The organism is Bacillus sp. XF8 (assembly GCF_017498755.1).
In the GTDB taxonomy this organism is placed as follows: domain Bacteria; phylum Bacillota; class Bacilli; order Bacillales; family Bacillaceae_G; genus Bacillus_A; species Bacillus_A bingmayongensis.
Genome location: NZ_JAGDQK010000049.1, coordinates 17,646 through 43,275, shown reverse-complemented (window position 1 = coordinate 43,275; position 25,630 = coordinate 17,646). Strand labels below are relative to the sequence as shown.

The following is a 25,630-nucleotide window of genomic DNA, read 5'->3' as shown; positions in this document are numbered from 1 at the left end:
TGGAATTTGAGTTTGGCCTGGAACTTGACATGGTACGTTAATTGGACATTTTTCACTCATATTTTACATTCTCCTCTTTATAAAAATTTTAGAGTTTTAAAAACTCATATGCTATACCTTATGTATATTTTTTATCACTGGTCTAGGTTCGTATAATAGTCAATTTTATTATTTTATAGAAAAAACAAATCTCTTATAATTACTCACATATAAACATTAAACCGTATGCCTTTCATTTTTTGAGTATACTACCTTCTATTTCACCTGAAGTTTTTTACCATCAATTGACAAAATTATTAAAATTATGTAACATAAATTTATCGACACAATATGCAATGTGTGTACTTTTTATTCATATTTCATTGTTGATGAAAGATTCTACAGAACAACTCTAAGTAATCCCTACTTTTACTTACCAAGATGAGTCTCATTTTTGGTGTTTTTTATGTATATTCCGAAAAAATATCATCTTAACGTTCTGAGAAAAGAAAACCCTTAATCGACGGGCTTTGCTTATTCCCACGGATTTATCAAATTAACTATCAATGAGGCGGAAAAACTCATGAATGGAAATGAAGTAATTTATCAAAATATGGAGGGAGTATTTATGTCTGTCTATACACCACAAGAAGTTACTGAATTGGCCGCAAGTTCAGGTCAAAAAAAAGCACTTTTACCACTATTACCCATGTTAATTCTAGGTTTTTTTGGCGGCGCTTTCATCGCGTTAGGTTACTTACTTGATATTCACGTTATTGGAACAATGCCAAAATCTTGGGGATCTTTTACTAGTTTTCTAGGAGCAGCTGTTTTCCCTATCGGTCTAATCCTAGTTATCCTTGCCGGTGGTGAACTAGTGACCGGTAATATGATGACCGTATCAATTGCTTGGTTTTCAAAAAAGATTTCTTTCTCTAAGGTATTAAAAAATTTACTAATTGTGACAATTAGTAATTTTGTTGGTGCTATATTTGTGGCTTATTTTTTCGGCCACATCGTTGGATTAACAGAAGGACAATTTTTAGCAAAAACCGTATCTATCGCTCAAGCAAAACTCCATGATACACCATTACAAGCATTTGTCTCTGCTATTGGGTGTAACTGGCTCGTTTGCTTAGCGGTTTGGTTAAGTATGAGTAGTAAAGAATTCACTGGAAAAGTCATTGGCATTTGGTTCCCTGTTATGACCTTTGTTGCAATTGGCTTTCAACATGTTGTTGCCAATATGTTTGTGATTCCAGCCGCCATCTTTGCAGGGCATCTAACTTGGATGGAATACTTACCGAATTTTATTGTCGTCTTCTTTGGAAACTTAGTCGGTGGTATGCTATTTGTAGCTTTACCATACTTCTTAGCTTATAACAAACAAGGACACTCAAAAAATAAAACAACTGAATTAAAGAAAAAATCTGTAACTGCTTAACAAAAAGAATTTAATAGAAAACTCACAGTACACTTGTTCTCTTCTCTTTTATACGTTATAATAACAACTTAAATAGCATTATTTACATATGAGGTGAAGAAATGAATAAAACAGAATTAATTAAAAATGTAGCACAAACAGCTGAAATTTCTCAAAAAGAAGCTACTGTAGTTGTACAATCTGTAGTAGAGTCTATCACAAACACTTTAGCTGCTGGTGAAAAAGTACAACTTATCGGATTCGGTACATTCGAAGTTCGTGAAAGAGCTGCTCGTACAGGCCGTAACCCACAAACAGGTGAAGAAATGCAAATCGCAGCTTCAAAAGTACCTGCATTTAAAGCTGGTAAAGAACTAAAAGAAGCAGTAAAATAATAAAAAAGTAGCCTTCTCGCTTATGAGAAGGCTGTTTTTTCATTCCGTTAATGCGGGCAAGCCAGTTAAATCACTAGCTTGTTTCATTACGCTTTTGAGAATCGTTCAAACACTGTCATTAACTCTTCAATTGCTTCGTCTCCATTACCATCTTTAATAGCATTAGACACACAATGATTTGTATGATTTTTAAGTATTCCTAAACCAACCTTCTTCATCGCAGCATTAATAGCTGAAATTTGCACTAAAATATCCACACAATAGCGGTCATTTTCAATCATGTTTTGGATACCGCGTACTTGCCCTTCAATTCTCTTTAACCGATTCATGATTTGTTCTTTTTCTTTATCCGACCTATGGGTAGTAGCTGCTTCATTTTCATTATGCTTCATTTTATCACCTTCTTAATGTTGATCTTCGTCCATATATAAACATACTGCCTCCACGAGTACACCAATTATAGCATTAAATATCTATGAGATGATACCCCGTATAAGTATCGGCTCATAACTTATCTCATATCTGTTCATTACTTTTTATCAGTGTTAACAAATCACAAGGACCTCAGACAAAAAAGATGTGGAGAGAAATTTCTCCACAGTCTTTTTGACATTCCAATTATGAAAATAATATATCTTTACTATATTGTTTTCCAATTAATAAATCATATTGAATTAATTGATACTGCTTTAACATTTCTTTTTGCTCTGCATTTAAATTTATCTTTTCTCCATCCCGATTCACTTTTAAATCATCTTTTAACACAGGGATTTCCTCTTGCAATTTGGATAAAAATTGATAGAATGGCGACTTATTGATTCCTATATAATCAAATACCATATTTGAAAAATAAATCGGACTCACCATTCCTAAATCATCATTTTGCAATGGAAAATTCGCATAAACTAGCAATTGAGTTTCTGACATAGCCAATCTTTCCTGTACCGTTTTCTCCGCATTTATATATCCAGCCTCTTTATAAATCGATTTATTTACTCCTAATGCTGGTAGATGGTCTCCAAAGAACACCAGCAAAGTCGGTTCTGATAAAGCATTGATTTCTTCGATTAAATATTGAAGTGCTTCATCTGATCGTCTCAAGCCTTCTGTGTATTCTTCTAATTGCGCCTTCGACTCTTCATTTAATCCTTCAATCTTTGTTCTCGTTTCTTCATATCTTCCTGGAGAAAATGGAAAATGATTTTGCATCGTCACAGCATGAATAAAAGTAGGTTCCTTCTCAGCTTTTAACTCATCCATAATTTCCTTACTCATAGATACATCACTAACATACCCTTCTCCATCTTGTTCCTTATGCTTCATCGTATCATATGCATTAAATTTATTAAATCCTAATATGCTGTATACGTAATCACGCTTAAAGAAATTTCGGCCAAATGCATGAATTGCTGTCGCATGATAACCATTTTTTTTCAACTCACTAACAATAGATGGTATTTCCTTCTTTTTCGGAATCGCTTGCTGATACGGTATAGATCCTGGATTTAAAAAACTCATAGAATAACTCGTTAATGCTTCAAATTCGGTATTTGCAGTATTACCACCGAATGTTGGTGAAATCGTTTGTCCTGCTGGGAACTCACCTATATAATGATGAAGATTTGGCAGGGGATCTTCACTAAAAGTAAGATTTGTTAATTTCGTTGGGTCCCAAAATGACTCACTCATTATAAGAATAACATTTGGCTTGTCCACTTGTTTCTCACTCGCAACATTGTGCTTATAATTGTTCTTTATTTTATTTGCAATTTTGATGACATTGTCTTTTGTATATTCATCAGGCTCTTTAGCAACTGTTGTATCTAAATTACTAATAAATCCTAAAATCGTACCATTTTCAGTGTAATTGGCCCATTGGTCCCACAAGACAAAATTTACATCCCATTTTTGAAACCATTTTCCTACAAAGCTATCAGAATAATTCGCATATATATAGAAAATCCATATAGAACTGATACTGATAATCATTCTTATTACCAAATGGATTTTTATGGGTTTAATGTACTTGCAAAGATACATGATAAGCAAAATACTACATACTATTCCTAATATACTTATCCATATAGACTTTGTATGAATAGAATCCATTACCATTGGTATTACAGATTGCAAATGAGCAATTTGGGTAAAATCAGATGGATAAAATGGATCTCCTCTAAAGAAAATTTTTAAATAGTTAATAGTAGAAAATACAAGAAATAAAATACTTGTGAAAACACTACTAAAAAATACACTGCCACTCAAAGCATACGTCAAAATATACATGATATAAATGAGCACAAAACTAAACATAAAATGTGCCACATGTCCATACAGCCAATCCACTGTCTTGAATACATTTAGTTCATTCTGCATATACATTAGAAATACACTCATTGTATTTGCTAATATGAATAATACCGCAAATACATAAACTAGTGACTTTAGCTTCCTTCTTTCACCTATTCCTTTGTAAGAGAGTGTTAAATATATTGCTCCCCCCCACAAAAGAACGTAACTAATAGCTAGAGGCAGCTTTTGATTCATATAAATTTTAGCTCCCTCTAAGCCAAACATCCTCAAAGATAAAAAAAGACAAACTATTAATAGCAGCGCGATCATACTGCTCATAATAACTCTTATTAATATATTTTTCTCAGGATTATTTAATAATGGTATTCTTTCCAATATTACCCTCTCCTCTCAGATGCGAATAAACAATATATGTATTGTACTACATTTTACCATTACTATAAAATATCCCTAACTACTAGTTAAAGACTAGACGCTAATTTTTATTCACAACTATTTAGCCAAATATATAATTTGCCTATCCTATCAAACAAAAAAGACCCTATAAAGTAGACTATTTCAAATGTCTCGTCTATAGGGTACAGTTAATTTTCAAATCCCTTTCTTGGTTATTCTAGCATCCGTTACTTATAAACCTTAGCGCTCTACTCAAAGTTGTTGGTACCACCGATGCATGGTTCTCTCCTTCAGCTTCATAAAATACAAATCGAAGCTTATTATGTTGTAACTTCAACAAACGCTCTGATAATGCATTGGCATCTCGAACCATATGTTCTCTTTCTAGTCCTCCCACCGTAAGAAAGACTCCAACTTCAGAGTTCGCTCTATTCAGTTCATTTATAAACACTGCTTCCTTATCAAGGACAGACTGGTTGTTCCACCAAATCGACGGGCTACTGATGAAATAATTTTGAAAAGCATTTATATTTGTAAACAATACATGTAAAGCAAATAATCCACCAAGTGAATGCCCAAATATTGTTTGTCTTTCTTTATCAATCTCAAAATTCTTTTCAACTTGCGGCTTCAATTCATTTTGAATAAATTCTAAAAACTCACTTGCCCCTCCTGACTTAGGCCACGGTTTTCCATCAGGTTTTGGTGGTGCATCACCTGAAGGTGAGGAAGGAGTAAAGTCATAGCATCTTTCAGAAGCTGCAAAGGTTCCTTCTATCGGATAACCAATACCAACAATAATAGATGGTGCAACTCCTGTTTTTTCTGCTCTTACCGATTGAATTTTAATAGCCTCTTGAAACGTTTGGAAAAATGCATTTCCATCCAATACATATATAACGGGATATCCAGAGTCTGGAGCAGGTTGCTTTGGCATCGAAATATAAATTTGATATTCACGATTCTCTGTTTTCGAATGCACCTTCCATTGCTCTGCACCTGAAATGGTAACATCTTTTTTTTCAATATTCGTATTCATGGCATTCTCCCCTCCTTTTATCATTTTAACTAGTTACATATATTTCCGTATTTTCTTCTTGGAATACACTGTCATAACCAAAACATACAGGAGACCCATTATACGGATCTATCATGACGCGTGCATCAATATGAAACACACTTTTTAATACTTCATTTGTAATAATATCTACCGGGCTCCCGCTTGTAATGATTTTTCCTTCTTTCATTGCGATAATCTCATCTGAAAATCGTGCTGCATGATTAATATCATGTAAAACCATAACAACCGTACATTTATGGTCTCTGTTTAATCGTTCAACGATTTGCAGTACTTCTAATTGATGGGACATATCAAGATATGTAGTTGGCTCATCTAATAATAATACTTCCGTTTCTTGCGCTAACGCCATGGCTAACCATACTTTTTGTCTTTGTCCACCCGATAAATTTGCAATTTGGCGTTTGCGAAAAGCTGTCGTTTTTGTAATATCCATCGCCCATTCAATAATTTCTTTGTCTTTAGATGATATTTTATTTACATTATTACGGTGTGGATATCGCCCGTAAGAAATCAACTCTTCTACCTTCAGTTCCCCTGGAGCAATTGGATTTTGCGGAAGTAAAGCTAGCTGCTTTGCGATTTGTTTTGTAGAAATCGTATTTAAATCTTGTCCTTGCAAATACACTTTTCCACTTTTTTGCTTTAAAATCCGTCCCATTGTTTTTAATAATGTAGATTTCCCGCACCCATTCGGTCCAATAATCGTCGTTACTTTACCTTCTTGTATCTCTACATTCAAATCACGAAATACCGTGAATTTTTCGTAGCTTGTTTCTAAATCCTTTGCACTTAGAACACTCACTTCCTATCACTCCTTTTACGCCTTCGCTTTGTATAGCAAATATAAGAAATATGGTACACCAACAATTGAAATGACAATTCCAACTGGCAACTCCACAGGTGTAAAAATTGTTTTCGCTATAAAATCCGAAGCAATCACAAGTAGCATTCCAATTGCTCCGCATACAGGAATTACATGCTTATGCTGAATACCAACTAGACGTTTCGCAATATGCGGCGCCATTAGCCCAATAAATCCAATACTTCCTGAAACAGAAACACAAGCGCTCACTAATCCAATACTACTTAATAATAAAATAGATTTTTCTCTTTCTACCGAAACTCCTAAACTTGTGATACTCGTCTCTTCCAATTGAAATAAGTCGAGCAGATACGCTTTTCTTTTGATAATTGGAATTAAGATAATAAGCCACGGCAACATCGCAATAATATATTTCCAGTTTGCATTATATATACTTCCCGAAACCCAAACAGCGGCCATTTCAAAGTCAGTTGCTTTCATTTTCAATGATACATACATAGAAAATGCTCCAAATCCTGAACCTATCGCAATCCCTGTTAGCAAAAGACGTTGCGAATCTAATCTTCCATTTCGCCAAGAAAACATATAAATTAATATAGCAGCTCCTAGCCCGCCGACTAAGCCAAACAACGGCATCATCATGATTGAAATCCAATCTGTGCTTTTTATTTGTCCTTGGAAGAAAAACATAAAGATAACGATTGCAGTTCCCGCTCCTGCATTAATTCCTAAAATACCAGGATCAGCTAAACCGTTTCTTGTAACCCCTTGAATAACAGCACCTGCAATTCCAAGACCTAATCCTACTAACCCTGCAATTATTATTCTCGGAAGCCTGAAATCAAATATAACTAAATCATGTTCAGGCACTGGATCAATTCGAAAGATTGTTCGAAATACATCTGTAATCGTAATATCAAACGTGCCATTTGTTAAACTAATATAAATTGCACTCAAAATTAAAAAAATGATAATACTCATTGTCATTACATAACGTTGCAGTGAGCCTCTAAGCATGCTTCTCTCCTCCTCTTGTTCTAATTAAGTAAAGGAAGAAAGGAATTCCAATTAATGACGTAACGACTCCTATTGGTGTTTCAAATGGATAATTTACAAATCTACTTAATACATCACATAAAGCTAAAAAAACCCCGCCAATTACACCAGCACACGGTACAATCCATTTATAATCTACCCCAATTAAAAAGCGAGTAATATGAGGAATAATTAGTCCTACAAAACCAATTTTCCCAACTAATGCAACCGCAGTCCCAGTTAAAAATACAACAGCTATAATTGCAGTAGCTTTTACAAGCTTTGTACGTTGTCCTAAATTAATAGAAACCTCTTCTCCTAACGAAAGAATCGTAATAGATTTTGAGATAAGAAGCGCCAGAATAACACCCACTAAACCAAAAGGAATGGCTAACTTTAGTATATTCGGATCCACTTGATGTAATTTTGCGTTATACCAAAGACTAATATTTTGCGAAACTTGAAAATAGGAAGCAATGGCAGCTGAAATACTACTTAAAAATGTACCTATAACAGTTCCTATAATCGCCAACCTGACTGGTGATAATCCATTTCGAAGTAATGAACCAAAACCAAAAACAATTCCGGCTCCTAATGCTGATCCAAGCATAGAACATAAAATCATACCTACTGAAGACATTCCCGGAAGAAATACCATACAAATTGTAATTACAAATGCAGAGCCATCTGTCACACCCATAATAGAAGGGGATGCAAGATAGTTTCTTGTCATCCCCTGCATAAGTGCTCCTGATATGGCTAGAAATGCTCCGACTAATAGAGCTCCAACTACTCTCGGTAAACGAGAAGTAATAATAATATTATGATTTACATTCCCTGAGTCAAAATGAAACAGTGCATTCCAAGCTGTTTCAAAATCAATATTTTTTGCCCCATATAAAATAGATAGCATAATCGTCAGTAATATCAATATGGGGGCTAAACATAAAATTATTATTGGTACTGAATTTATTTTCCGCATATCATTCAACGCACCTTACTTATTTAGATAAATTTTTCACCGCTTCTTTTAAGAAGGCTGTTTTACTCCAAGCAGTACCACCTTGTGCCATTGGATCAACAGCATTTACAAATACTTTTTTATTTTTTGCAGCTGCCATACTTTGCCAAATCGGATTGCTTTGTAACTCTTCCAATACTTGTGGTTTATCTTTATTCTCACTTGCTTCAAATTGCAAGAAGACATAATCTGGATTGATTTCAGCTAATTTTTCTAAAGAGATTGCTTCTTGTGCTTTTACAGTTTTAATTTGCTCTGGAACAGTTAATCCTAAATCTTTATAAATAACAGGATTGAAGTATACTCCTTCTGGATATAGATACAAGTTACTAGCTCTTAGTCTTACTACAAGAACCTTTTTATCTTTTAATTTATCTCCAATTTCTTCTTTTGCTTTTGCAGCATCATTCTTATAATCCTTAATAATTTTTTCAGCTTTATCTTTTTTACCAGATAGTTCGCCCATTAACTTTAAGTTATCTTCCCAATTTGTAGAAATATGTGAAACTGGGAATGTTGGAGCTACCTTCGTGAATTTCTCAGCTGCCTCTGGCGGGAATTTCGAACTAGATGTAATTACATCTGGTTTTAATTGAAGTAATGTTTCAAAATTCGGTTGCATTTTCTCACCAATAGATTTTGCACCTTCTAAATCTTTTGCTAAATACCCAGGTAATTTTCCACCTACTGTAATTGCTCCTACTGGCTTAATACCAAGCACAGCTGCATCTTCCATAGATTCTAAGCTAGCAGTTACAATTTTTGATACTTTTGCAGGAACTGTATATTCTTTTCCTAAATATGTGATTTTTTGTTTTTCATCCTTCTTTGTCTCAGTTGCTTTTGATTCTTGTTTTTGTTCTCCTGAACTTTTATCTGCACTGTTACATGCTGCAAGACCTACGCTTAATACTGTAACCATCCCTAGTGTAAATAACTTCTTATTCATGTCTATAAATGCTCCTCTCCAAATTTGCAATATTTAAATATAGTAGTTTATTGAACTAAACTTTTTATGTATCCCCTTACAATACATTTATTTGAAATTAAAGCCCATTCACTTCACTTCCCCTAATACCAAATTATCTGCTACCCCCATCAAATGATAATGATTATCGTTACTAATTATATATTTATAAGTCAATTATTTCAAGAATGATTTGAAAAATTTTAACAAAATAAATAAAAAAGTCGTATCTATCCTTCATCCAAGATAAATACGACTTCTTTATTTTTCTAAAATTCCATATTCAATTCCACAGGGCAATGATCTGATCCCATTACCTCACTATTAATTTTCGCATCAACAATTTGATTTTTTAATCTTTCAGAGACGACGAAATAATCCAAACGCCAACCAATGTTTTTCGCTCTTGCATTCATACGATATGACCACCATGAATAAGCCCCTTCTTGATCGGGGTATAAATAACGATATGTATCGATAAATCCTTCATCTAAAATCCGAGTAAATTTTTCTCTTTCCTGATCAGAAAATCCTGGGTTTTTTCGATTTGTTTTTGGATTTTTTAAATCGATTTCTTTATGTGCCACATTCAGATCACCACAAAAAATAACAGGCTTTTGTTTATCTAATTGCTTAATATAAGATAAGAAGGCATCCTCCCATTTCATTCGATAATCTAAACGTTCTAACCCCCGTTTAGCATTCGGTGTATAGAGCGTTAGCATATAAAATTTTTCAAATTCTAATGTGATTAATCTTCCTTCTTGATCATGCTCTTCAATTCCTAAACCATATGTAACAGAAAGTGGTTCTTTTTTTGTAAAAATAGCAGTTCCTGAATAACCTTTTTTCACAGCATAATTCCAATACACATGGTACCCCTTAGGATTTAGATTGATTTGCCCACTCTGCAATTTAATTTCCTGTAAACAAAAAATATCCGCATCCGTTTCTTCTAAGTATTCTATGAAACCGCCTTTTGCAATAACCGCTCGTAAGCCATTTACATTCCACGAAATAAATTTCACTTTTTGTTCCTCCTCTTGATGTCATAGCATTATACAATACTTGTCCCATATTTTTATTTTCTACTTACATGCTAACACATATTGAACTCCCCCACCTTCACTCCATTTAGAAGAAGGGGTCTTCTCGGTTAAAATGATAAAAAGACTATCATTTTTCATCTTTGTAATCTTGCTCTTACATTCATAAATACGTACATACGTACTTGTTTCAGGGTATACTAATTTCGGAGGTGATTCCATGCAAAATGAGAGATTACGATTAGAAACAAGTGTAAATAATTTGACGGATGAACGCTGGCAAGCAATTATACACAACGATTCTTCTTATGATGACAAGTTTTTTTACGCTGTAAAAACAACAGGTATTTTTTGCCGCCCATCATGTAAATCTAGAACACCTAACAAAAACAATGTCCGCATTTTTCTCAATGCACAGCAAGCATTATCCGAAAAATTTCGTCCATGCAAACGTTGTAAACCAAATGGACTAAAGTTACCTGATGAAGATTGGGTAACACAAATTATAAAGTACATTGATAACAATTATCGCCAACCATTAACTCTCGAAATACTTGCCGATATGTGTCACGGCAGTCCCTATCATTTACAGCGTACTTTTAAGAGAATGAAAGGTATCACTCCACTAGAATATATACAACAAATAAGGATCACTAAAGCAATGCAATATCTTACAGATACAAATCAAACAATTATGGAAATCGGGTTTGCTGTCGGTATACCCAACACTGCACATTTTGCAACATTGTTTAAAAGAAAAACGGGGTATACCCCTACTGAATATCGAAAAATGAATCATATAAACGAGGTACAATAGTATGAAATCTAAAACAAATCAAATTATATATTGGACGCTATTTGTTCATGAAAATTGGCATATGTATATTGCCGCAACATCAACAGGATTATGCTTTATAGGATCTCAAAATCAAACTTTTGAAGAATTAACAACTTGGACGAAAAAACATTTTCCGAAACATACTTTAGTCCAAGATCCCCTAAAGCTACAGCCATATGTTCAAGAACTAGTAGAATACCTAAAAAATCAACGTGAAGTATTTACATGTCCTGTTGATGTTCACGGAACTCCTTTCCAATTAACTGTTTGGAATGCATTACGTGAAATTCCGTATGGGAAAACCTATTCCTACTCAGATATTGCAAAGCTTATTCAAAAACCAAAATCAGTACGTGCTGTTGGTACCGCGATTGGTGCAAATCCTCTATTAATTACAATCCCTTGTCACCGTGTAATTGGAAAGAATGGAAAGTTAACTGGGTTTAGAGGTGGTTTAGAAATGAAAAGAGAATTATTGACACTAGAAAAAAAGCACTAGAAATACTGGAGGAGGTTGCAAATGAAGAATACTGGAAGTCCTTTTGAATGGGATGCTCCATATTTTATAGGTGAAAAAACAACGAAAATCTACTGTTTTCCTTATTGTAAACAAAAACGCTCTACAAAAAACAATATAGAATTAAAATCTAGAAAAGAAGCTGAACGAACTGGTTACCACCCTTGTAAAAATTGTTGTTCTGGTCTTCCATATGGAGCCTGGAAAGATTATGGTGAAAACATAAAATTAATTGTTCCGAAAGAATTTAGCTTTAAACAGAATTTGCACTATCTTTCACGTTCCAAAAATGAATGTATGTTCCACATTGAAAATAACAAAATTTATAGAGTTGTTCCGATTGAAGGAGTAAATCCTTTAATCGAGACAAGCATAGATGCTGAAGGAAACATCCATATCCGCTTTTTAGGAGATAGAGCTCCTTTAAAAAAATGGGTTCGTGCTACAGTAGCGAGATATGTAAGAGAATGGTTCGATTTAGATACGGATTTAACTCCATTTTACGCTATAGCAAAAAACGATGTACTTCTTTCTAAACCAATCAAAGAATATTATGGACTACGCAATATGGGAATTCCTGATTTATTTGAGGCGCTATGCTGGGGTATTCTCGGTCAACAAATTAATCTCACATTTGCCTATACGTTAAAAAGGCGATTTGTTGAATCATTCGGTGAATATATAGAGTGGGATGGACGAAAATATTGGATATTCCCATCACCAGAGGTCATTGCAAACCTAACAGTAGAGGATCTAACAAAATTAAAAATGACTACGAGGAAATGCGAATACCTTATTGACGTCGCAAAACTCATTACAACAGGTAGCCTAAATAAAGAAGCATTCATACAAATCGACCTAAAAAATGCTGAAAAAACCTTAACTGACATACGTGGTATCGGACCATGGACAGCAAATTATGTTTTAATGCGTTGTTTAAGATGCCCTTCTGCTTTTCCAATTGATGATGTTGGCCTGCATAATGTGATTAAACTTTTAACAGGATCAGAGAATAAGCCATCAAAAAAAGAAATAAGAGAGTACGCTTCAGCATGGAAAGATTGGGAATCCTATGCGACTTTTTATTTATGGCGAGTCCTATATTAAATTCTTAAGCACAATAATAGATAGGTTTCATTTCAATAGGTAAAACCTATCTATTATTCATATTATAAACTAGCTCTAATCAATCATGTAAAAACTTTATACATACTGGGTCTGGCACAATTACATCCGATTGTAAAAGTGTTAATTTTCCTGTAGATTTATTTCTTAAAAATAAAACAAGGTTACTAGATTTTTCATTTGAAACAACAACGAATTTTTCAGTTGGGTCTAAAGCAAAATCTCGTGGCCAATCCCCTTCTGTCGATACAGTTTCAACAAAAGTAAGCTTCCCCGAGTCCTGATTCACACGAAAGATAGAAATACTATTATGTCCTCTGTTTGCTGCGTACACAAAGCGTCCATCAGAAGTAATATGAATCGCACTTCCAGAATTACTTTCACTATATTTTTTAGGCAATGTAGAGATATACTGTATGACTTCAAAGCTACCATTTTGTTCATCGTATGTTAAAACAATAACTTCAGAACTAAGCTCAGTCATTACGTAAGCATATTTTCCACTTGGATGAAACGCAAGATGCCTTGGTCCACTTCCTAGATTGACAGATAAGCTATGAACCTCTGTTAGTTTCCCGTCACTTTCTTTATATGTAATCAATTTATCTATTCCTAAATCAATCGCTACCACATATTTCTGATCCGGCGTAAAACCTGCATAATGAGCATGCGGCTTTTCTTGTCGCTCTTTATTCGGACCAGAACCGCTATGTTGAACAATTGATGTTACAGGATTTATACTTCCCTGTTCTTTATTTATTATATAGGATTCAATTGTTCCTTTATGATAATTAGCCATAACTACTGCAATATCTTCTTGCTTTATACTCAGGTGACAAGGTGATGGCCCATCTGAAATTTGCATATTTATTATGTCAAGATTTTTTGTTTCACTGTTAATTGAAAAAGCGGCAACTCCCCCTGATTGATCTTTTCTTACAACGGAATAAAGGTACTGATTATCGTGACTAATAGATAAATAAGTAGGGCTTCCTATATTCGCTACTACTTTTATATCCTTAATCGTCCCTGCTTTTATATCAAGCACAAATCTATAAATCCCTTTACTATTTCCTTTTGTATACGTGCCTATATATCCGAGAAATTCATCCTTATTCATAACATTTATGCCCCTTTCACATATAAATTATGTATGAAAAATCGATGCAAGAATTATATGGTGCGAAAGCGAAAATACCTAATATACTTATAAATAAGTATATCACTGACAAAGTAAAATTTTAAAATTCAACGAAAAGAAATCCAGGCAGCATTTTTTCACTACCTGGATTTCTTTTTTATGATTGCTCTTCAAATAATCGTGCTATTTCTATAATAACCTGAACAGCCTTTTCCATATTATCTACAGAAACGTATTCAAATTTACCGTGATAGTTTTCTCCACCAGTAAAAATGTTTGGCGTTGGCAAGCCCATATATGATAATTGAGATCCATCCGTTCCTCCACGGATTGGTTGAATGTTTGGTTCAATATCTAGGTTTTTCATCGCCTCATATGCAATATCAACAATTTCCCTGACCGGTTCAATTTTCTCAAGCATATTGTAATACTGATCATTCATCTCAAGAATTATATTTTCTTCACCATACTTTTCTTGCATTTGCTTTGTAATACTTTTGATCTTATCTTTACGGGCTCCAAAATTTTCACGATCAAAATCTCGAATAATGTAATGTGCTTTACTTTGCTCAACATCACCATTTATAGAAATAAGATGATAGAATCCTTCATATCCCTCTGTATATTCTGGCGCTTCTTCTCCTGGTAATTGCCCATGAAATTCCATCGCTAATTTACTTGCATTGAGCATTTTATTTTTTGCTGTTCCAGGATGCGTATTATTTCCTTTAAAAGTAAGCTTTGCACTTGCAGCATTGAAACTCTCATACTCTAGTCCCCCAAGTGGACCTCCGTCCATTGTGTAAGCAAAAGACGCTCCAAAAGCTTTCACATCAAAATGAGATGGTCCACGACCGATTTCTTCATCAGGCGTAAATGCTACTCTAATCTTCCCGTGTTTAATTTGTGGGTTATGTAATAAATAATTCATAGCAGTCATAATTTCTGTAAGACCTGCTTTATCATCTGCACCAAGAAGTGTTGTTCCATCAGTTGTAATTAAAGTATGACCTTTATATGATTGTAATTCTGGAAATAACTCTGGCGTTAAAATTACATTTAATTCTTTATTCAACGTAATTGCCTTACCATCAAAATTCTCATGAATTTGTGGTTTCACATTCTTCCCTGTAAAATCAGTTGCTGTATCTAAGTGAGCTAAAAATCCAATTACAGGAACATCTTTATCCGTATTTGCAGGAAGTGTTGCCATGACATATCCATTTTCATCCATCGTTACTTCTGTCAAACCAATTTGTTTTAATTCTTCAACTAATAATTTCCCAAATTCAATTTGTCCCGGTGTTGATGGCACTGTATGACTTTCTTCATTTGATTGTGTATCTATCTTCACATATCTTGTAAATCTTTCTATAAGCTCTTGTTTCAAATCATTTCACTCCTTTTTCATGAATCTCTCTTTATTATAATCCTCATGGTGAAATTTTTTAAAGTTTTTAACTGTAACCATATCGTTTTTTCTGTTACATTTCGTATTTTGTCCACATAAAAATGCATGCTCTTCCTTAGTTAAAGCATAAAAATCTATGTATTCTTCTTAAAATAGTAACAGCCCATAAGAATAAAGTGAAACTTTAATCAGTGGGGGGGGGTTCTCCATCCCCCACTGATTATTAACCCTCACCAACCGGGCTTTTACGGGCAGTTTATCTCTCACCTAACTTCTTTGCTTTCGCCGAATTTTGAGATGGGAGTATTACTGCCTGTTAATGCGGGATAAAAATAGTTCCTTTTTTTGATTATTAAACACACATAAAAACTGAAGTTATTTATTTTCATAAAAAAGACAAAATATTTGTATAATTGAATTTTAATATGTAACATACATAATTATATACAATACTAGGGGGATTCAAAATGGGGCTCACACTCTTTCGGTATTTTCTTTTTTTCTTAGGACTAACTTTCTTTGGACTCGGTAACGCTATTGCGGTGAAGGTTAAATTCCTTGGTTTGCATCCATGGGAAGTTCTAAATATGGCATTATTTCAACGATTCGGATGGACAATTGGTACATGGAGTGTAATATGCGGTTTATTTCTCGTTCTTGTTTCTTTAGTAGTAGATCCAAGGTACATAAACGTAGGGACATTCTTAAATGCACTACTAATCGGTCCTATTATGGACTTTTTCTTACGACTGAACGTTCTTCCTCAAGCCACTCATTATTTGTGGATAAATCTTCTTATTTTACTGGCTGGAATTATAATTACAGGGATTGGAGGCGGTATGTACGTTGCTGCGGGAATTGGTGCAGGACCACGAGATGGATTTATGCTTGCCATCTCGGATAAAACTGGATTATCTGTAAGTCGTGCTAGAATCATTGTGGAAAGTATTGTGTTAGTAATTGGATATATTCTAGGAGGTCCTGTTTTTATCGTGACATTCTTATATACTTTTATCCAAAGTCCAATATTTCAGCAATCATTTAAAGCATTTCAAATGTTTTTAAATAATTTAGAGAGGAAAAAGAAAGACCAGGTTAGCGCAAATTTATAAACATATAAATCTTCGTTTACAAAAAATATCGGAGTCTATTTTGAAGAGATTATCATCAAAACAGACTCTTTTTTTATGAATATACTACTTTTATTTCTCTTTATGCATAAGTACAATTCTCCATCCATCAGGATCTTCTATTGTAATCCCTTTTTCTTTCCAGTATGGATTTTCTGGCTCAACTTCATGGTGCCCCATTGTATGTAACCTGTTAGCTACTTTTTCAATTTCGGCTCTCTGAGTCATATAAAATACAAGTAGATTATCTTTTGTTGGAGCTGGGCATGGACTGCCATCCACATGTCTTGTAAACTCTAGATGGTATTCTGCATCAGGTAATCCAAACATAACTCCATCATACCCTTCATGATTATGAAACTCACCTATCCGTTTTAAACCTAATCCTTCTTCATAAAATACGATAACTTCTTCAAATTTATCTGTCGGGCGTGCAATTCTAAGTTGAACCCAATTCTTCATACATTTCCCTCCCTATAAAGCCACATTACATCCTTAACTACTAATATAAAGAAGTCCAACATTTATTAAATCCCTCATTCGTATGAAGATGCAGTAGTACAAAAGTTTAATCGGGCTTATCGTAAAAAACATTACACTGTTTATGACCTAAAAAAACAGTTCACATTTATTCAAAATGTGCGTAATAAAATGATGATAACCGTTCTATTAAACTATTTTTTGAAATTCATGTTAACGGGAGGAAACACAATGTATGAAAACGATCGAAAAAGAAAATGGAACGGATCTTCCAAATTAATCCCGCTTTCTCTTTTAGATGTAAAAAATGAGTTAAAGAAAAAAAGCAAACTCAAACAAATTCCTATTAAAACATGTAAGTTAACGAAAGAAGAAAAAATGCTAATTCATGAAATTAAAGAGCGAACAAAACAACTTAACAAAAATAATGTAACGAGAACACGTGCTTATTATCAGTTTTACTTTTGGTACCCTGAAATACAGTGGGCACTCCTTGGCCATATAGTATCACGTAACGGTGGCTGGAATATGACAGATTTAAAAGGAGATTTATATACAAGGCTATTGTCAGAAAAAGATCAACTTACTTTCTTCTCTTTCTTAGAACGAGGAAACTGGTTAATCTTCCAAGATGTGTATCCGCAATTTTTATTATATGAGCAAAGCGTCAAAAGATATAAAAATCTCTTTCACCTTCTACCACACCTCAATGTATCAACGTTTATGGAAACAATGTGGAATCATTTTTGGAGAACGGGCAATCAATACACGCTAGCAATCGCAACGATTATTAATGAACAAAATTATTTGGAAAAAAGGGTGATTCAAAATACATACTTTAAAAAGACTGTGCTAAATAGTGTGGGATTTAAACTGTTTGACTTTTTCCGATTCAATCATATCCTTTTTCCATTCTATGAAGATGAGACTAAACAAAAAACGTTACTATTGGGCAATACTATGACACATTTCACCTCATTGCATGAACGAATTTTACTCGGTAAACGTTTGTACTCATTGTTATTTCGAGATGAAAGCATCTTATCAAAAACAATAAGTTGGATTCATGATCATCCACATACTGCTTCACGAAAAGACTACTGGCCTCATTTATTTTCTGATGTAAATGAGGCATTTTCCCGAGAATTTTATAAACGCAGAACAAAAAACTGTCAGCTTAGAAAAGGCGCGAATCGCTTATATAGCCCTCAGTTAATATATGCATGGAAGGATTTAAAACATGAGGCAGCTGAAAAAGGCGACTGGTTTGAAGACTGGCGTATCATAGACTATTTAATTAATAAGGGAGACAATATAAATGGACAGATTCAGGATGACTATTGCAAAACACTTGAAAAAATTGAACTTGCAATTCTTGCGAAAAAAAATATTCTTCTCAGAGAAGAAGAAACAGAAGAGTAATCATCTACCGTTTGTAATCACGATGATCCTTTCTTGTTTCATCGGAACATATTTAGACTTCCTATTTGTGAGCAAACAAATGTACAACTTTCCAGTAAGACCATTCCCCAATATATTTACAATCAATATCGCTTTTACATTCTTAATACTTCCAGCCTTTACTGCTCTCTTTTTACAGATTACAAAAACGTTATCTGCATTTTTAAGAATTCTGTTTATCATTTTGATTGGAGTTTGCGCAAGCATATCTGAACAAATTGCTGAAAGCTTAGGGTTATTCAATCATAGCGGGAAATGGTATCATTCTTATTCTTTCTTCGGATATATGCTCTTCATGTTCCTTATATGGAAGATTTATAGATGGCTTCAATGATAAGCAACGGTGTTCGACGAACCTAAAAACAAATTTCCTAAAATGTTTTAGGAACTATATATTATCAATTTACAAAGCATTTCTTAACTGATAAAAAAGAGTATATCTGCATAAAAAAAGAGATTTCTCTCTTTCTTACAGTTACAATAAGGAAATAAGCCGAACATCCTTTTCATCATTCGAATTTAGAATAGTGTAAAACATAGTTGCTTAATTTTCGAATAAAACACTGTCCACTTCTACACCATACTTTTCAAAAATGCCTCAATGGTTTTACATATTATAAATTCACCATTTTTTAAAACAAAAAAACACCTTGTTTATCACAAAGTGTTTATAAAGCATAAAGTCATCATCTTACGAAAACAAAGATGACGAAATCTCCTATCGTGTTACGATGAGATTTTTTATTTTTTTACTTAATTGATGAAGCATTCTCTTTGTTCTTCTTACAAGGCTTGAAAACATTGTAAAAATGCGCACGATATTCATATAAGTAATATCTTTTATTCGTATCACTTGTGTATTGCTACGTTTCTTTAAATATACATATTCATTCGTAACTTTTGTAATTCGTCCTGTATAAACCTCTTTTTGATCGTATAGTTTTATATACATCCCTTCCCATAATTGCAAATGATTCATAAAAGCCTCTTCAAAAAATTGTTGTTTTAAATTTACTTGTTCTGCTACGGTTTTCCCGAACTGTAGCATCAATTTTTTCCGGAGAGTTTCATCATATATTAAGTGCTGATGAGATGTAGAAACATTCGGTATTGCATAAGGAATATTCGCGTTTTGAATCGCTGTATACGGGATAAAAATACGCTCCATTAATGTTGTAAGCACAACAAAATCTCGGCCAATTTCATTTACTTTCGCTACTGTATGTAAGCTACTCCCACCCCGATTCGAAAAAACTTCCACGCGTTGATAACGTTTATGCTTAAAAAACTTCATTAGCATCATCACTTGTTTTCGCTCTGGTAAGCATTCACCTAGCACTTTTAAATTAACACCATGCATGTATTCTTGGAGCATCTTTAATTCATGAGTCGGCAAAGCACTAGCTGGAGATATATATCCTTCTCCTTTTTGTTCCTTATAGTCCAAAACAAGACGATCCTCAGTATGAACCTTTGTTATGCCCTTCTCCTCCATACAAACCTCCTTTTTCTTCATTCATCATAAATATTTTATGATGGTAACTCATAGTTTAGTATGGAGGTGAAAACACAAATGAATTTTTTAAGTGCAATTATTTTATTTAGCTACTTTTTTATCGCAACTATTTCATACTTCCATTTATACAAATCTCGGCATCTCATAGGCTATCATTTAGGTATGAATATTGCAATGTTATCTAGTACTGCTATTGGTTTAGCTGTCGGTACCGTTCTCGGATCACAATTCCCTTTAGATGAAGGAGTAATTACAATTGTCACAACGATAATTGCTGTTGCTGTTGGCATTGTGTTTGGAGCATTAGTTGATTATCAAACACTGCTAACAGGCGTCGCAAGTGGTATTATGTCTGGACTCATGGGACCGATGCTTGGTTTACACTCAACACAGCCCGCTTTCTTAATTATTTGCACAACCGTAGTTGTATTTTTATCTTTCATTTTGCTACGCTTTTCCGTTCGAAATTAACGAATTTTTAGTGGAGGAGCGATTCAGTTATGCGCAAACTTCTTAGATGGAAACGTATACTCATCTTATTTAGTTTTATCTGTCTTTTTTTGCAAACAAAACCCGTTTTTGCAGAAACAAACACTATACAAACGGACCCTGGGCCTAATCAGAAACTGACAAATGCTCCATCAAATCTTTCAATGACTTTTTCAGCTCAAATCAATAAAGAAAAAGCTACTATTCAAATTTTTGATGAAAAAGGAACGAACATGGTTAAAGGTCCGATTGAATTTTCGAATAACGAAACAACTTTATCTATACAATTACCCCCATTAACAAGCGGGATATATACCGTTATTTATTATATACCATTGCATACTGGGGAAGTGATTCGTGACTCTTACATATTTACAATCGATACGCTGTCAAAAGACACAGCGAAACGATCCATCTTTTCGTTTCTTTCCCTCTTTCAACTTAAGTATGATTCTCAATTTTGCGGAAATATTTTCGCAACCGTCTCAAACAACACTTGGATTATGCTTCTTTATTTCATGAGTGTATTTCAGTATGTTAGTATCATTGCGTTAATTGGATGGATTATATGGGGAAGTTTGCTTAAATCGACTAATTCTATAAATTTCAAACGTTATCAAACTAATCTTTTTATGTTCCAATTATTTTTTTTGCTCGCGACATTACTTTTACTCATCATCCAATCCATTAGTACAATTGATTTCAATATGAATGAAAAAATAGTAGCAATACCTATAGATATATTATATGGAGTTGCCTGGATTCTCTTACTTTCACTAGCTTTCATGGGCTTTTTCTTTCTTTCCCGCTCAAATGTAGTTTGTATTATATGGGTAATTTTTATTCTGTTTGTTAAAAGTATGACAGCCTATACCCTAACTATATTTCCATCTCTTTTTACAATAGTTTTTGAAAATATCTATTTATATATTGTTACTATTTTGGGAGGTGGTTACTTATTTATAACTGTTTTTCAAAAGCAACTATTTATTCAGTCTCTTCTTTTTAAATTTCATCTATATGCTTGTATTTTAGCAGCGATTTTATTCACCTATAATTTGTTTATTTATATGAATTTAAATACATCTGGAGCAGCATTTTTCACGATTCAATTACTAACCATTCTCCTTTGTTTAATACATCTACACATGTTTATCAAGCAGAAAAAAAACAGCTCTCTTTCGCTCTGTTTTCAATTAAGTATTTTATTATGTAATATTATAATTCATGAATGGATAGGATTTTATAATTACCTTTTTTTATAAAATTTTCCGGTGAAGTATGAATATTTTTTCATATTATTTTTTATATTTGAGATAGAGTGCGATCCTTTTTAAATTGGAGGGGGCTTGATATAATGCTGAGGGAGTATCATGTAGTGGCCATTCCGATTCGTATTGTTATTAATAACTTTGGCGATCACGATCCTGAAGGCAAGATATATGTTTTAAAAGAAAATGTCAGTAAAATAAAAAAGCTCGTAGACGAAAATCCCTTTTCAACGGTAGATCTGGTGCAACCACTCGTTATTCGTGCAAATGTTGGAGACACCGTGAAAATAACCTTTGAAAACCAATTACCTTTTAGTACTTCCATGCATATTCAGTTAGCGGAGTATGATGTACAGACTTCTGATGGCGCATTTGTAGGAAATAACAAAGATACTACTGTTCCGCCTGGACAAAAACGAATTTATACTTGGGAAATCATTCGAGAAGAAATCCATCTTTTTTCTGATTTAGGTAATCCTCTTTCCAGCGAAGAAGGAAGTAACGTACATGGTTTATTTGGAGCATTAATTGCACAACCAAAAGGATCTACATGGACAGATCCGATAACAGGCTTACCTATTAACAGCGGAGTTTATGCAGATATTCATAATCCACTTTTGCCTTCCTTTCGGGAATTCGCATGTTTTTTCCACGATGAAATGGAAGTAAAAGATTTAACTGGAGCCAAATCAATTGATCCTCATACATTACAAAATGGCGAAACACACTCTATTAATTACCGGTCTGAACCGATGCGAAATCGCGTTCGCCTTATTCAAGAGGGTATTGTATGTCCTGACTGTGAGGGCGAAGAAGTTCATCATGATTCCTGGGTATTCGGCGATCCAGCCACCCCTATTTTACGAGCTTACGTAGGAGACCCTCTTAAAATTCGAGTTATTCATGGCGGAGTAAAAGAAACCCATGTCTTTCATTACCATGTTCATCAATGGCTATTTGAACGTAATAATGTCAATTCTATGTTAATTGACTCATTGTCATTCGGTCCGCAGAGTACATTTACTGTTTCACCTTTATACGGCGCGGGAAGTTTACAAGGGGCATTTGGTGATGTTATTATTCATTGTCATCTTTATCCTCATTTTGGCGAGGGAATGTGGGGACTAAACCGTATTTTTAATACATTACAAGACGGTAGCCAATTTTATCCAAACGGTGTACCAATCGCAGCATTACAGCCGCTTCCTGATCGGCCAATACCACCTGCACCGACAAAAGAAAAACCAGGGTTCCCAAACTTTATTCCTGGTGTGTTTGGTTGTAAAGCGCCTCGACCACCACTTGGAATTGTAGGAGGCCGCGAGTCAACTAAGCTTGAAATTAATCAATTTGATCCAAACGCTCGTCCTGGTGCAGTATTTGTGAATCCTTGTCCAGAAGGTACGAAAGTAGAACGAGTTTTTAATATTGTCGGCATTCAAGTTCCCATTATCTATAACAAAGAAGGATGGAATGATCCCGAAGGCCGTATATATGTATTAGAAGAAGATGAAGAAGCTGTGTTATCCGGCCGTAAAAAACCAGAACCCCTTGTCATTCGTGCGAATGCCGGTGAGTGTATTCGTATTAACTTTACAAATAAATTTCCAGAAACATTAGGTGGAAATGCGTTTCAACTTGTAGAACGAACATACGAAGCAGGTACTCACGTACATTTCGTAAAATTTGACCCCCTCGTTTCTGATGCTGCTAACGTTGGTTGGAATTATGATAGCAGCGCTTTACGGGGCGAAACAATCCAATTCCAATGGTTTGCAGATGCAGAATTAAAAGCTGTTTTCTTTCATGACCATCTATTTGCAAATTCGCATCAGCAACACGGGTTATTTGGTGGAGTCTGTATTGAACCAAAAGGGTCTCAATTTCTCGATCCTCGTACAGGAGAAATAATACCATCAGGTACACAAGCAATCATTACAAATCCACTCATTCCTGATTTCCGTGAATTTTCCTTATTTGTTCATGATTTTTCGCTTCTATTTGATCGTCGAGGTAAACCGCTTAATCCACCAGGTTTTTCAGGTTCTGATGCCGATCCTGGTGTCATGGCAATTAATTACCGGAATGAGCCGTTCTCAGATCGGTTAGTAAATCCTGATACTGATCCAGCTTTTGTTTTTAGCTCTTTTCTTCACGGAGACCCTGTCACTCCATTATTACAAACTTATAACGGGGATCCAGTACGTCTTCGTATAATCCAAGGTGCTCATGAAGAATCTCATAGCTTTAACTTACACAGACAACGTTGGCACAGAAATCGTCCTGATTTAGAATCAGAATTTACTCAGCAGCAAATCATTGGCATTTCAGAAGCTTTTACAGCTGAATTTGCTATTGAAGGCGATGGCGATTTTGATATGCTATATCATTTCGGTGGAATTGATGATATTTGGCTCGGCGCTTGGGGAATATTACGCACATTTAAAGAACGGGTTTCTCATTTATTCCCTCTTCCTGATCGACCACAGCCACCAAAAAGAACTAAGCCTTTGCCAAAACCTACTGGAGAGAATCCACCACCAGCAACAGATCCTGGTAAGCCTTGTTCACCGAATGCACCGGTTCGAAAATTTGAAGTTGTTGCATTTCAAACAAAAATTAAATATAACAAAGCTGGTGATAATGATCCATTTGGTATTATTTTCGCTTTAAAAGAAGATGTTGAAAACATACAAAGCGGAAAAATAAACCCCGAACCACTTATATTACGTGCAAATACCGGTGAATGTGTAGAAGTTACACTTCACAACCAATTAACAGAGCTATTTCATAATGAAGGAGAACTTCATGGTTATCCAGAAGTGCCTGATGAAGATGTTATCTTCACACCATCCAGACGAATATCTCTTCATGCACAAATGGTCGCATATGACGTTCTAGGTTCAGATGGGGCAACAGTTGGATTTAATCCTGATCAAACCGTTGCACCTGGGGAAAGTATTACGTATCGTTGGTTTATTGATCGTAACATCGGTACTTGTAATCTTTGGGGTATGGCTGATTTACGTAGCCATCGGCACCATGGAGCTTTTGGCATGCTAATTACAGAACAAGCAGGAGCTCTTCATCTCGACCCTATGAAACGCACACCAATTCGAGCTGGTAATCAAGCAGTTATTTCACATCCACTTTTCCCAGAATTTCGTGAGTTCGCTTTATTGATGCATGATGGTGTTCGCCTCGTAGATAAAAATGGTAACCTTATTATTGATCCTGAACCAATTTTTATAGAACCAGAAGAAGAATTAGAAGATCCAGAAGATCAAGGATCTCGCGGCTTTAACTACCGCTCAGAGCGCATCATTCATCGCTTAAAGAAAAATCGAGATGTTTCAAAAGTATTTAGTACAAAAATTCACGGAGATCCTGCTACACCGATCTTTTTAGCACATGTAAATGATCCAATTATCTTTCGTTATACTTTTCCTGCTGACAAACCACGAGCACATGTTTTTACAATACACGGTCATTCATGGCTCCGAAATGAGAATAATTTATACTCAACCTTTACCGCTGTCCAAGGAGAAAATAGCGTCGGTTCCAGATCAAATTTCGTCATTGCACATGGAGCTGGTGGCCTAAACGGGAGACCTGGGGATTATATGTACCGCTCGGGTAACATTCGCTGGGATATTGAACTTGGTATGTGGGGCATACTTCGGGTACTAAAAAAGAATAATAGCAAACTCCCTCCTTTACGAAATCCATAAAAAATAGGCTATCCCTGCTTTTTTAAGGATAGCCTTCATAT

Annotated in this window: 23 protein-coding genes; 11 read left to right on the top strand and 12 right to left on the bottom strand. The window is 34.6% G+C overall.

Annotated elements, in window-relative coordinates; translation table 11 throughout:
* Positions 1-607: 607 nt before the first annotated feature.
* The gene (locus J4P91_RS25265) at positions 608-1,423 is read left to right on the top strand and encodes a formate/nitrite transporter family protein (protein WP_207996263.1); all 816 of its coding nucleotides are present in this window, start codon (positions 608-610) and stop codon (positions 1,421-1,423) included.
* 101 nt (positions 1,424-1,524) lie between these two features.
* Entirely contained in the window at positions 1,525-1,797 is a 273-nt protein-coding gene (locus J4P91_RS25260) for an HU family DNA-binding protein (RefSeq protein ID WP_003199316.1), read from the top strand.
* An 86-nt stretch (positions 1,798-1,883) separates the two neighbouring features.
* Here the strand turns inward: J4P91_RS25260 and J4P91_RS25255 are convergent, their stop codons facing one another.
* The 8 genes from J4P91_RS25255 to J4P91_RS25220 all read right to left on the bottom strand — a co-directional run bounded on the left by J4P91_RS25255 (position 1,884) and on the right by J4P91_RS25220 (position 10,461).
* Positions 1,884-2,189: a metal-sensing transcriptional repressor gene (locus J4P91_RS25255; RefSeq protein WP_017151346.1), complete on the bottom strand. Its 306-nt coding sequence runs from the start codon at positions 2,187-2,189 to the stop codon at positions 1,884-1,886.
* A 226-nt stretch (positions 2,190-2,415) separates the two neighbouring features.
* Positions 2,416-4,428 carry an LTA synthase family protein gene (locus J4P91_RS25250; protein ID WP_207996262.1) on the bottom strand — a complete coding sequence of 671 codons (2,013 nt, stop codon included), beginning with the start codon at positions 4,426-4,428 and terminating at the stop codon, positions 2,416-2,418.
* Between the two features lie 295 nt (positions 4,429-4,723).
* Positions 4,724-5,545, bottom strand: coding sequence for an alpha/beta hydrolase (locus J4P91_RS25245; RefSeq protein ID WP_017151344.1), 822 nt, complete (start codon positions 5,543-5,545; stop codon positions 4,724-4,726).
* Positions 5,546-5,570: 25 nt separating this feature from the next.
* The gene (locus J4P91_RS25240) at positions 5,571-6,389 is read right to left on the bottom strand and encodes an ABC transporter ATP-binding protein (RefSeq protein ID WP_207996260.1); all 819 of its coding nucleotides are present in this window, start codon (positions 6,387-6,389) and stop codon (positions 5,571-5,573) included.
* Between the two features lie 15 nt (positions 6,390-6,404).
* The gene (locus J4P91_RS25235) at positions 6,405-7,427 is read right to left on the bottom strand and encodes a FecCD family ABC transporter permease (RefSeq protein ID WP_017151342.1); all 1,023 of its coding nucleotides are present in this window, start codon (positions 7,425-7,427) and stop codon (positions 6,405-6,407) included.
* On the bottom strand, positions 7,420-8,427 hold the full coding sequence (locus tag J4P91_RS25230) for a FecCD family ABC transporter permease (RefSeq protein ID WP_207996259.1): 1,008 nt from the start codon (positions 8,425-8,427) through the stop codon (positions 7,420-7,422). Before J4P91_RS25230 ends, J4P91_RS25235 begins: the two co-directional genes overlap by 8 nt.
* 19 nt (positions 8,428-8,446) lie before the next feature.
* Complete coding sequence (locus J4P91_RS25225) at positions 8,447-9,415, bottom strand: iron-hydroxamate ABC transporter substrate-binding protein (protein ID WP_207996258.1); 969 nt, start codon at positions 9,413-9,415, stop codon at positions 8,447-8,449.
* A gap of 287 nt (positions 9,416-9,702) precedes the next feature.
* Positions 9,703-10,461 (bottom strand): exodeoxyribonuclease III, encoded by a 759-nt coding sequence (locus J4P91_RS25220; RefSeq protein ID WP_017151339.1) that lies wholly within the window; start codon positions 10,459-10,461, stop codon positions 9,703-9,705.
* Positions 10,462-10,699: 238 nt separating this feature from the next.
* Here J4P91_RS25220 and J4P91_RS25215 point away from each other — a divergent pair, with 238 nt between their 5' ends.
* The 3 genes from J4P91_RS25215 to J4P91_RS25205 are packed head-to-tail and all read left to right on the top strand — an operon-like array spanning position 10,700 to position 12,941.
* Positions 10,700-11,296 carry a bifunctional transcriptional activator/DNA repair enzyme AdaA gene (locus J4P91_RS25215; protein WP_017151338.1) on the top strand — a complete coding sequence of 199 codons (597 nt, stop codon included), beginning with the start codon at positions 10,700-10,702 and terminating at the stop codon, positions 11,294-11,296.
* 1 nt (position 11,297) lies between these two features.
* Positions 11,298-11,816, top strand: coding sequence for a methylated-DNA--[protein]-cysteine S-methyltransferase (locus J4P91_RS25210; RefSeq protein WP_207996257.1), 519 nt, complete (start codon positions 11,298-11,300; stop codon positions 11,814-11,816).
* A gap of 21 nt (positions 11,817-11,837) precedes the next feature.
* On the top strand, positions 11,838-12,941 hold the full coding sequence (locus J4P91_RS25205; RefSeq protein ID WP_207996256.1) for an Ada metal-binding domain-containing protein: 1,104 nt from the start codon (positions 11,838-11,840) through the stop codon (positions 12,939-12,941).
* A 79-nt stretch (positions 12,942-13,020) separates the two neighbouring features.
* Here J4P91_RS25205 and J4P91_RS25200 read toward each other — a convergent pair whose 3' ends face one another.
* Together J4P91_RS25200 and pepT are read right to left on the bottom strand one after the other, a co-directional pair.
* Complete coding sequence (locus tag J4P91_RS25200) at positions 13,021-14,079, bottom strand: lactonase family protein (RefSeq protein ID WP_207996255.1); 1,059 nt, start codon at positions 14,077-14,079, stop codon at positions 13,021-13,023.
* A 178-nt stretch (positions 14,080-14,257) separates the two neighbouring features.
* Entirely contained in the window at positions 14,258-15,490 is a 1,233-nt protein-coding gene (pepT, locus tag J4P91_RS25195) for a peptidase T (RefSeq protein WP_207996254.1), read from the bottom strand.
* 488 nt (positions 15,491-15,978) lie between these two features.
* Between pepT and J4P91_RS25190 the strand changes: the two genes are divergently transcribed.
* On the top strand, positions 15,979-16,623 hold the full coding sequence (locus J4P91_RS25190) for a YczE/YyaS/YitT family protein (protein ID WP_207996253.1): 645 nt from the start codon (positions 15,979-15,981) through the stop codon (positions 16,621-16,623).
* 90 nt (positions 16,624-16,713) lie between these two features.
* Here the strand turns inward: J4P91_RS25190 and J4P91_RS25185 are convergent, their stop codons facing one another.
* Positions 16,714-17,103 (bottom strand): VOC family protein, encoded by a 390-nt coding sequence (locus J4P91_RS25185; protein ID WP_017151332.1) that lies wholly within the window; start codon positions 17,101-17,103, stop codon positions 16,714-16,716.
* Between the two features lie 249 nt (positions 17,104-17,352).
* On the opposite strand from J4P91_RS25185, the gene J4P91_RS25180 reads away from it, so the two are divergent.
* Positions 17,353-18,543, top strand: a complete 1,191-nt coding sequence (locus tag J4P91_RS25180; RefSeq protein WP_017151331.1) for a DUF2515 domain-containing protein — start codon at positions 17,353-17,355, stop codon at positions 18,541-18,543.
* 22 nt (positions 18,544-18,565) lie between these two features.
* Positions 18,566-18,916: a CBO0543 family protein gene (locus J4P91_RS29155; protein WP_243764008.1), complete on the top strand. Its 351-nt coding sequence runs from the start codon at positions 18,566-18,568 to the stop codon at positions 18,914-18,916.
* 384 nt (positions 18,917-19,300) lie between these two features.
* On the opposite strand, the gene J4P91_RS25175 is transcribed toward J4P91_RS29155, so the two are convergent.
* Entirely contained in the window at positions 19,301-20,077 is a 777-nt protein-coding gene (locus J4P91_RS25175; protein ID WP_017151329.1) for a hypothetical protein, read from the bottom strand.
* 78 nt (positions 20,078-20,155) lie between these two features.
* On the opposite strand from J4P91_RS25175, the gene J4P91_RS25170 reads away from it, so the two are divergent.
* The 3 genes from J4P91_RS25170 (at position 20,156) to J4P91_RS25160 (ending at position 25,589) form a co-directional block, all read left to right on the top strand.
* The gene (locus J4P91_RS25170; RefSeq protein WP_017151328.1) at positions 20,156-20,569 is read left to right on the top strand and encodes a hypothetical protein; all 414 of its coding nucleotides are present in this window, start codon (positions 20,156-20,158) and stop codon (positions 20,567-20,569) included.
* 29 nt (positions 20,570-20,598) lie between these two features.
* A complete protein-coding gene (locus tag J4P91_RS25165; RefSeq protein WP_017151327.1) occupies positions 20,599-21,852 on the top strand; it encodes a copper resistance CopC family protein in 1,254 nt (417 codons plus the stop codon).
* Positions 21,853-21,944: 92 nt separating this feature from the next.
* Complete coding sequence (locus tag J4P91_RS25160) at positions 21,945-25,589, top strand: multicopper oxidase domain-containing protein (protein ID WP_207996252.1); 3,645 nt, start codon at positions 21,945-21,947, stop codon at positions 25,587-25,589.
* Positions 25,590-25,630: the final 41 nt, after the last annotated feature.

What these genes read in the sequence shown, in the direction of transcription:
- J4P91_RS25265 (WP_207996263.1), top strand. Translation starts at nt 608, where the DNA reads ATGTCTGTCTATACACCACAAGAAGTTACTGAATTGGCCGCAAGTTCA.
- J4P91_RS25260 (WP_003199316.1), top strand. Translation starts at nt 1,525, where the DNA reads ATGAATAAAACAGAATTAATTAAAAATGTAGCACAAACAGCTGAAATT.
- J4P91_RS25255 (WP_017151346.1), bottom strand. Translation starts at nt 2,189, where the DNA reads ATGAAGCATAATGAAAATGAAGCAGCTACTACCCATAGGTCGGATAAA.
- J4P91_RS25250 (WP_207996262.1), bottom strand. Translation starts at nt 4,428, where the DNA reads ATGAGCAGTATGATCGCGCTGCTATTAATAGTTTGTCTTTTTTTATCT.
- J4P91_RS25245 (WP_017151344.1), bottom strand. Translation starts at nt 5,545, where the DNA reads ATGAATACGAATATTGAAAAAAAAGATGTTACCATTTCAGGTGCAGAG.
- J4P91_RS25235 (WP_017151342.1), bottom strand. Translation starts at nt 7,427, where the DNA reads ATGCTTAGAGGCTCACTGCAACGTTATGTAATGACAATGAGTATTATC.
- J4P91_RS25230 (WP_207996259.1), bottom strand. Translation starts at nt 8,427, where the DNA reads ATGCGGAAAATAAATTCAGTACCAATAATAATTTTATGTTTAGCCCCC.
- J4P91_RS25225 (WP_207996258.1), bottom strand. Translation starts at nt 9,415, where the DNA reads ATGAATAAGAAGTTATTTACACTAGGGATGGTTACAGTATTAAGCGTA.
- J4P91_RS25215 (WP_017151338.1), top strand. Translation starts at nt 10,700, where the DNA reads ATGCAAAATGAGAGATTACGATTAGAAACAAGTGTAAATAATTTGACG.
- J4P91_RS25210 (WP_207996257.1), top strand. Translation starts at nt 11,298, where the DNA reads ATGAAATCTAAAACAAATCAAATTATATATTGGACGCTATTTGTTCAT.
- J4P91_RS25205 (WP_207996256.1), top strand. Translation starts at nt 11,838, where the DNA reads ATGAAGAATACTGGAAGTCCTTTTGAATGGGATGCTCCATATTTTATA.
- J4P91_RS25200 (WP_207996255.1), bottom strand. Translation starts at nt 14,079, where the DNA reads ATGAATAAGGATGAATTTCTCGGATATATAGGCACGTATACAAAAGGA.
- J4P91_RS25190 (WP_207996253.1), top strand. Translation starts at nt 15,979, where the DNA reads ATGGGGCTCACACTCTTTCGGTATTTTCTTTTTTTCTTAGGACTAACT.
- J4P91_RS25185 (WP_017151332.1), bottom strand. Translation starts at nt 17,103, where the DNA reads ATGAAGAATTGGGTTCAACTTAGAATTGCACGCCCGACAGATAAATTT.
- J4P91_RS25180 (WP_017151331.1), top strand. Translation starts at nt 17,353, where the DNA reads ATGTATGAAAACGATCGAAAAAGAAAATGGAACGGATCTTCCAAATTA.
- J4P91_RS29155 (WP_243764008.1), top strand. Translation starts at nt 18,566, where the DNA reads ATGATCCTTTCTTGTTTCATCGGAACATATTTAGACTTCCTATTTGTG.
- J4P91_RS25175 (WP_017151329.1), bottom strand. Translation starts at nt 20,077, where the DNA reads ATGGAGGAGAAGGGCATAACAAAGGTTCATACTGAGGATCGTCTTGTT.
- J4P91_RS25170 (WP_017151328.1), top strand. Translation starts at nt 20,156, where the DNA reads ATGAATTTTTTAAGTGCAATTATTTTATTTAGCTACTTTTTTATCGCA.
- J4P91_RS25165 (WP_017151327.1), top strand. Translation starts at nt 20,599, where the DNA reads ATGCGCAAACTTCTTAGATGGAAACGTATACTCATCTTATTTAGTTTT.
- J4P91_RS25160 (WP_207996252.1), top strand. Translation starts at nt 21,945, where the DNA reads ATGCTGAGGGAGTATCATGTAGTGGCCATTCCGATTCGTATTGTTATT.